Origin of the sequence: Massilia mucilaginosa (genome assembly GCF_011682145.1) — a bacterium.
Lineage (GTDB): Bacteria > Pseudomonadota > Gammaproteobacteria > Burkholderiales > Burkholderiaceae_D > Telluria_A > Telluria_A mucilaginosa.
In genome coordinates, this window is record NZ_WHJH01000303.1 from 1 (window position 1) to 311 (window position 311).

A 311-nucleotide genomic window follows, 5' to 3' on the forward strand; every position below is an offset into this window, starting at 1 on the left:
GAAACTCACGCGCGCATTGTAGGGCGCGTTATCTTCCAACAATGCTTTCAGTTGCAGCGCGGCGGCATTGCCGTCGAGCAGTGGCGGGATGCGCAGCGACAGCTTGAACGCGGAGTAGGGCCGCAGTACGTTGCCGGCGTTGGCGAACTCTGGAAAGCCTTCGGCCCCCACCACCGACAGGGTCGGGCGCCAGGTACGGTTCAGGATCGCTTCGAGCGGGTCGGTCGTCACCGGCAGCACCGCGCCGCCGTCGGCGCCGCAGGCCCACGGCATGCGCTTGTAGACTTCTTCCTTGAGGATGGCGGCGGTCG

The 311-nt window shown here is 66.2% G+C and carries 1 pseudogene; it reads right to left on the reverse strand.

The features are described 5' to 3' along the window. Positions 1–311: pseudogene (locus F2P45_RS34960) on the reverse strand (peptidase M20); the annotation flags it as partial.